Source organism: Mesorhizobium sp. M2A.F.Ca.ET.042.01.1.1 (assembly GCF_003997405.1).
Lineage (GTDB): Bacteria > Pseudomonadota > Alphaproteobacteria > Rhizobiales > Rhizobiaceae > Mesorhizobium.
On the sequence record NZ_RZRX01000357.1, the window covers coordinates 1 to 4,798 of the forward strand.

The 4,798-nt window shown below is 65.5% G+C and carries 5 protein-coding genes; 4 read left to right on the forward strand and 1 reads right to left on the reverse strand.

The annotated features are described in order from the left end of the window. From EOA23_RS31640 to EOA23_RS31655, 4 genes are all read left to right on the forward strand, one after another. A partial coding sequence (locus EOA23_RS31640; RefSeq protein ID WP_145966540.1) for an ABC transporter permease occupies positions 1-414 on the forward strand: 414 nt, incomplete at its 5' end. After that, positions 411-1,247 carry an ABC transporter ATP-binding protein gene (locus tag EOA23_RS31645; protein WP_127306988.1) on the forward strand — a complete coding sequence of 279 codons (837 nt, stop codon included), beginning with the start codon at positions 411-413 and terminating at the stop codon, positions 1,245-1,247. The genes EOA23_RS31640 and EOA23_RS31645, both read left to right, overlap by 4 nt. Next, complete coding sequence (locus EOA23_RS31650; RefSeq protein WP_127306989.1) at positions 1,244-1,993, forward strand: ABC transporter ATP-binding protein; 750 nt, start codon at positions 1,244-1,246, stop codon at positions 1,991-1,993. The genes EOA23_RS31645 and EOA23_RS31650 overlap by 4 nt, the downstream gene beginning before the upstream one ends. A 40-nt stretch (positions 1,994-2,033) precedes the next feature. Beyond that, positions 2,034-2,372 carry a hypothetical protein gene (locus EOA23_RS31655; RefSeq protein WP_210212512.1) on the forward strand — a complete coding sequence of 113 codons (339 nt, stop codon included), beginning with the start codon at positions 2,034-2,036 and terminating at the stop codon, positions 2,370-2,372. A gap of 5 nt (positions 2,373-2,377) precedes the next feature. Here EOA23_RS31655 and EOA23_RS31660 read toward each other — a convergent pair. Further along, a partial coding sequence (locus EOA23_RS31660) for an efflux RND transporter permease subunit (RefSeq protein WP_145966541.1) occupies positions 2,378-4,798 on the reverse strand: 2,421 nt, incomplete at its 5' end.

Genomic DNA, 4,798 nt, shown 5'->3' on the forward strand with positions numbered 1-4,798 from the left:
GTGCTGGCGATCGCCATCACCTCCTGGCCGCCCTATGCGCGCATCGCCCGCGCCGAAACGCTGACGGTGCGCAACTCCGATTACATCAAGGCGGTGCAACTGATGGGCGCCTCGCCCTTCCGCATCGTGCTGCGCCACATCATGCCGCTCTGCATCTCCTCGCTGATCATCCGGGTGACGCTGGATATGGCCGGCATCATCCTGACCGCCGCCGGCCTCGGCTTCCTCGGTCTCGGCGCACAGCCGCCGCTGCCCGAATGGGGCGCGATGATCGCGTCCGGCCGCCGCTTCATCCTCGACCAGTGGTGGGTGGCAGCGGCGCCTGGCGCCGCCATCCTTATCGTCAGCCTCGGCTTCAACCTGCTCGGCGATGGCCTGCGCGATGCGCTTGATCCCCGGAGTGGCGACCAATGAGCGACACGCTCCTCGAAGTCGACGATCTGCGCGTCACCTTCCCGACCCGCACCGGGCTTGTGCAGGCCGTGCGCGGCGTTTCCTTCTCGCTCGGCCGCGAGCGTCTCGGCATTGTCGGCGAGAGCGGCTCCGGCAAATCGCAGACCGGCCGCGCCATCATGGGCCTCACCCCGCCGCAAGCTGAAGTTTCGGCGAAGAAGCTCGCCTTCGACGGCATTGACCTGATCTCGATCTCGCCTCGCCAGCGCCGGTCGCTGCGGGGAAACCGCATCGCGATGATCCTGCAAGACCCGAAATACTCGCTCGACCCGGTCATGACCATCGGCCGCCAGATCATCGAAACGCTGCGCACCCACGAAAAAGTCTCCAAGGCCGAGGCGCGCGAACGGGCTCTGGCCATGCTGCAGGCGGTGCAGATCCGCGATCCGGCTCGCGTCTTCGACCTTTATCCGCACGAGGTCTCGGGCGGCATGGGCCAGCGCGCCATGATCGCCATGATGCTGGTCACCGGACCGGAGCTGATGATCGCAGACGAGCCGACCTCGGCGCTCGACGTCACCGTCCAGCTCGACGTGCTCAAGATCCTCGACAAGCTCGTCGCCGAGCGCGGCATGGGGCTGATCTTCATCTCGCATGATCTGCGCCTAGTGTCGTCCTTCTGCGATCGCGTCGTCGTCATGTATGCCGGCAAGGTGGTCGAGCAGATCAAGGCGTCCGAACTGCGCGATGCCCAGCACCCCTACACGCGCGGCCTGCTCAACTGCATGCCGAGGATCGGCTTCGAGCGCCATCCGCTGCCGGTGCTCGACCGCAAGCCGGAGTGGGCGGCATGACGGCCGCGATCGCCATCCAGGGGCTGGAAGTGGTCTTCGACCGTTTTCGCGCGCTGAAGGGCGTAAGCCTGGAAGTGCGCGAAGGCGAATCCTACGGCCTGGTCGGCGAAAGCGGCTCCGGCAAGTCGACGCTGCTGAAGGCGATCACCGGCCTTGCGCCTGTCGCTTCCGGCACCGTCACCGTCAACGGCAAGACCCTCGGCAGAACCCGCGACAAGGCCTTCTACCGCGAAGTGCAGATGGTGTTCCAGGACCCGTACGGCTCGCTGCATCCGCGCCAGACAGTCGACCGCCTGCTGCAGGAGCCGCTGGCGATCCATGGCATTTCCGACGGCGAGAAGCGCATCGAGCGCGCGCTGGACGAGGTCGGCCTCGGCAAGGGCTTCCGCTTCCGCTATGCGCACCAGCTTTCCGGCGGCCAACGCCAGCGTGTGGCCATCGCGCGTGCGCTGATCCTCGAACCTTCGATCCTTCTGCTCGACGAGCCGACCTCGGCGCTCGACGCCTCGGTGCAGGCCGAAGTGCTGAACCTACTGGAAGAGGTCCGTCGCCGCCGCAAGCTCACCTTCCTGATGGTCAGCCACGACCTCGCCATCATCACCCATATGTGCGAGCGGCTGATGGTGATGCAGAACGGCGAGGCGGTGGAGACGCTGACCGCGAGCCAGCTGATCGGGCACCGGGTCAGCGAGGACTATACGCGCAATCTGCTCAGGGCGAGCGAGGGGTTTGTGCGGACGGCTTGAGATGGTCCTGTTGGCCCATAGCCAATTTAGGAGATTTCGCGTGGAGCGATGGAACTTCGAAGACCCACCGAACGTCGCGGTCTTGTCGGACAAGGGCATATTCAGACACGATGACTGGATCGCATACGTTGTGCATGAAAGTGACGATGACGACGACGATAATGATGGAGGAGGCAGTTGGCAGTTCTACAGCAGCGACACGCGGGATCGGAATGAAAGCGACATGATGCTCGTAGGCTTGCAAGAGGTGGTTGACCGGGACAAAAGCATCCTGGAATTGGCCGATTTGCCAAAGGGTTGGCACGCTTGGCGCAGCTCAAGGTCATCACCGTGGCAGCGCGCCAAGTCGCGTCCTCTCGGCCTTCGCGATGACGAATGACGGCCTTAGGTTGGGGTGGTCTGCGCCAGATCTCCGGTCTCTGAAACAGCCACGCTTTCCCTATCTTTCGGCTCCTTCACCCGGAACCACGTCACGTAAAGCGCCGGCAGGAACAGCAGCGTGATCGCCGTGCCGGCGATGATGCCGCCCATCATGGCATAGGCCATCGGCCCCCAGAACACTTCACGCGCGATGGGGATCAGCGCGAGACTTGCAGCCGCGGCGGTCAGCGCGATCGGCCGCATGCGGTGCTCGGTCGCTTCGATCACGGCCGCCCATGGGTCCTTGCCTTCCTTGACGAGGTCCTCGATCTGCACGATCAGGATCACTGAGTTGCGGATCAGGATGCCGATCAGCGCCAGCACGCCGAGTATGGCGACGAAGCCGAGCGGCGCGCCACTGGGAACGAGCGCCGCCACCACGCCGATCAGGCCGAGCGGCGCCACCGCTACCACCAGGAACAGGCGCTGGAAGCTCTGCAACTGGATCATCAGGATGGTCGCCATGACGAACAGCATCAGCGGCACCACCGCCGCGATCGGTCCCTGGCTCTTGGCGCTTTCCTCGACCGAGCCCGCGGTCTCGACCGAATAGCCGGGCGGCAGCTTGGCGATGAAGGCGTCCACCGAGGGCTTGAGCTCGTTGACGACGGTCGCCGGCAGCACGTCGCCGACCAGGCCGGCGCGCACGGTGATCGTCGGCGTGCGGTTGCGCCGCCATACCGTCGGCTGTTCGAGGTCGTAGCGGAAGTTGGCGACGGCGGCGAGCGGGATCGACTCGCCGTTTCCGGTCGGCAGCTGCATGTTCTGCAGCGTCTCGATCGAGCCGCGCTCGGCCTCCCGCGAGCGGGCCACGACATCGATGAGATAGGTCGCGTCGCGCACCTGCGTGATCGTCGAGCCGCCCACCGTGCTGTTCAGCGCGCTGGCGATGTCGGAAGAGGTGATGCCGAGCTGGCGCGCCTTGTCCTGCAGCACGTCGACCCTCAGCACGCGCTGCGGCTCGTTCCAGTCGAAGGTGGGGGCGGCGAGCTTCGGATTGGCCGAGATCACGCCGGCGAATTGCTGCGCGAGTTCCCGCACCGTCTGGATGTCGGGACCGCCGACGCGGTACTGCACGGGCCTTCCGACCGGCGGGCCGAGCTCCAGCAATTTGACGAACGCGTCGGTGCCGACGAACTCCTCGCGCAGCAGCTTCTCCAGCGCCGGCTTCACCCGGTTGCGCGCCTCGATGTTCTTGGTGACGATGACGGTCTGGCCGAAATAGGGATTGGCAGGCTGCACGTCATAGGCCAGCACGAAGCGCACGGCACCCTCGCCGATATAGGAGGAGAAGTGGTCGATGTCCGGATTGCCGGCCAGCGCCCGCTGCTCGAAGCGCTCCATCTGGTCGCGCGTCTCGGTGATCGAGGAGTTCTGCGGCAGGTTCCAGTCGACGATCAGCTCCGGCCGGTCGGAGGGCGGGAAGAACTGCTGCTGCACGAGGCCGAAGCCGGCGACCGAGGCGGCGAACACAAGCACCGTCACGATGATCGTCAGCCAGTGCCGGCGCACGGAGAAGACAAGCACGCGCCGGAACAGCGAGGTGAAGCGTCCTGGCTGGTCGTGGTGCTTCTCCTTCATCGTCGCAGGCAGGATGGTGACGCCGAGCAGCGGCGCGAACAGCACCGCCACGATCCATGACACAAGCAGCGACACGGCGATGACGACGAACAGCGTGAAGGTGTACTCGCCCGCGGCGCTCGAGTTGAGGCCGATCGGGATGAAGCCGGCGACCGTCACCAGCGTGCCGGTCAGCATCGGAAAGGCGGTCGAGGTGTAGACGAAGGTCGCCGCCTTGCGCAGATTGTCGCCGACTTCCAGCCGCGCCACCATCATCTCGACCGCGATCATCGCGTCGTCGACCAACAGGCCGAGTGCGATGATCAGCGCGCCGAGCGAAATGCGCTGCAGCGAGATGCCGAGATAGGCCATCACCGTGAAGGTGATGGCCAGCACCAGCGGGATCGACAGCGCGACGACGAAGCCGGCGCGCAGCCCCAGGCTGATGAAGGAGACGGCGAGCACGATCGCGACGGCCTCGAACAGCGCCCGCGTGAAGCCCGAGACCGCCTCTTCGACGATCACAGGCTGGTCGGCCACCAGATGCACGCCGACGCCAACCGGCAGGTCGGCCAGCACCTTCTGCATCTCCTCATGCAGCGCCTCGCCGAATTTCAGCAGATTGGCGTTGGGCTTCATGCCGATGGCAAGCCCGATCGCGTCCTGGCCGTTGAAGCGGAACAGGGCCGTCGGCGGGTCGACATAGCCGCGCCGGATCGTCGCCACGTCGCTCAGCCTGAAGAAGCGATCGTTGACGCGCAAATTGATGGCCCGCAGGCTTTCCTCGGAGGTGAACTGGCCGCCGACGCGCACGCTGATCCGCTC

Excerpts from the sequence above, each read along its gene's own strand:
- EOA23_RS31645 (WP_127306988.1), top strand. The coding sequence starts at position 411 with ATGAGCGACACGCTCCTCGAAGTCGACGATCTGCGCGTCACCTTCCCG.
- EOA23_RS31650 (WP_127306989.1), top strand. The coding sequence starts at position 1,244 with ATGACGGCCGCGATCGCCATCCAGGGGCTGGAAGTGGTCTTCGACCGT.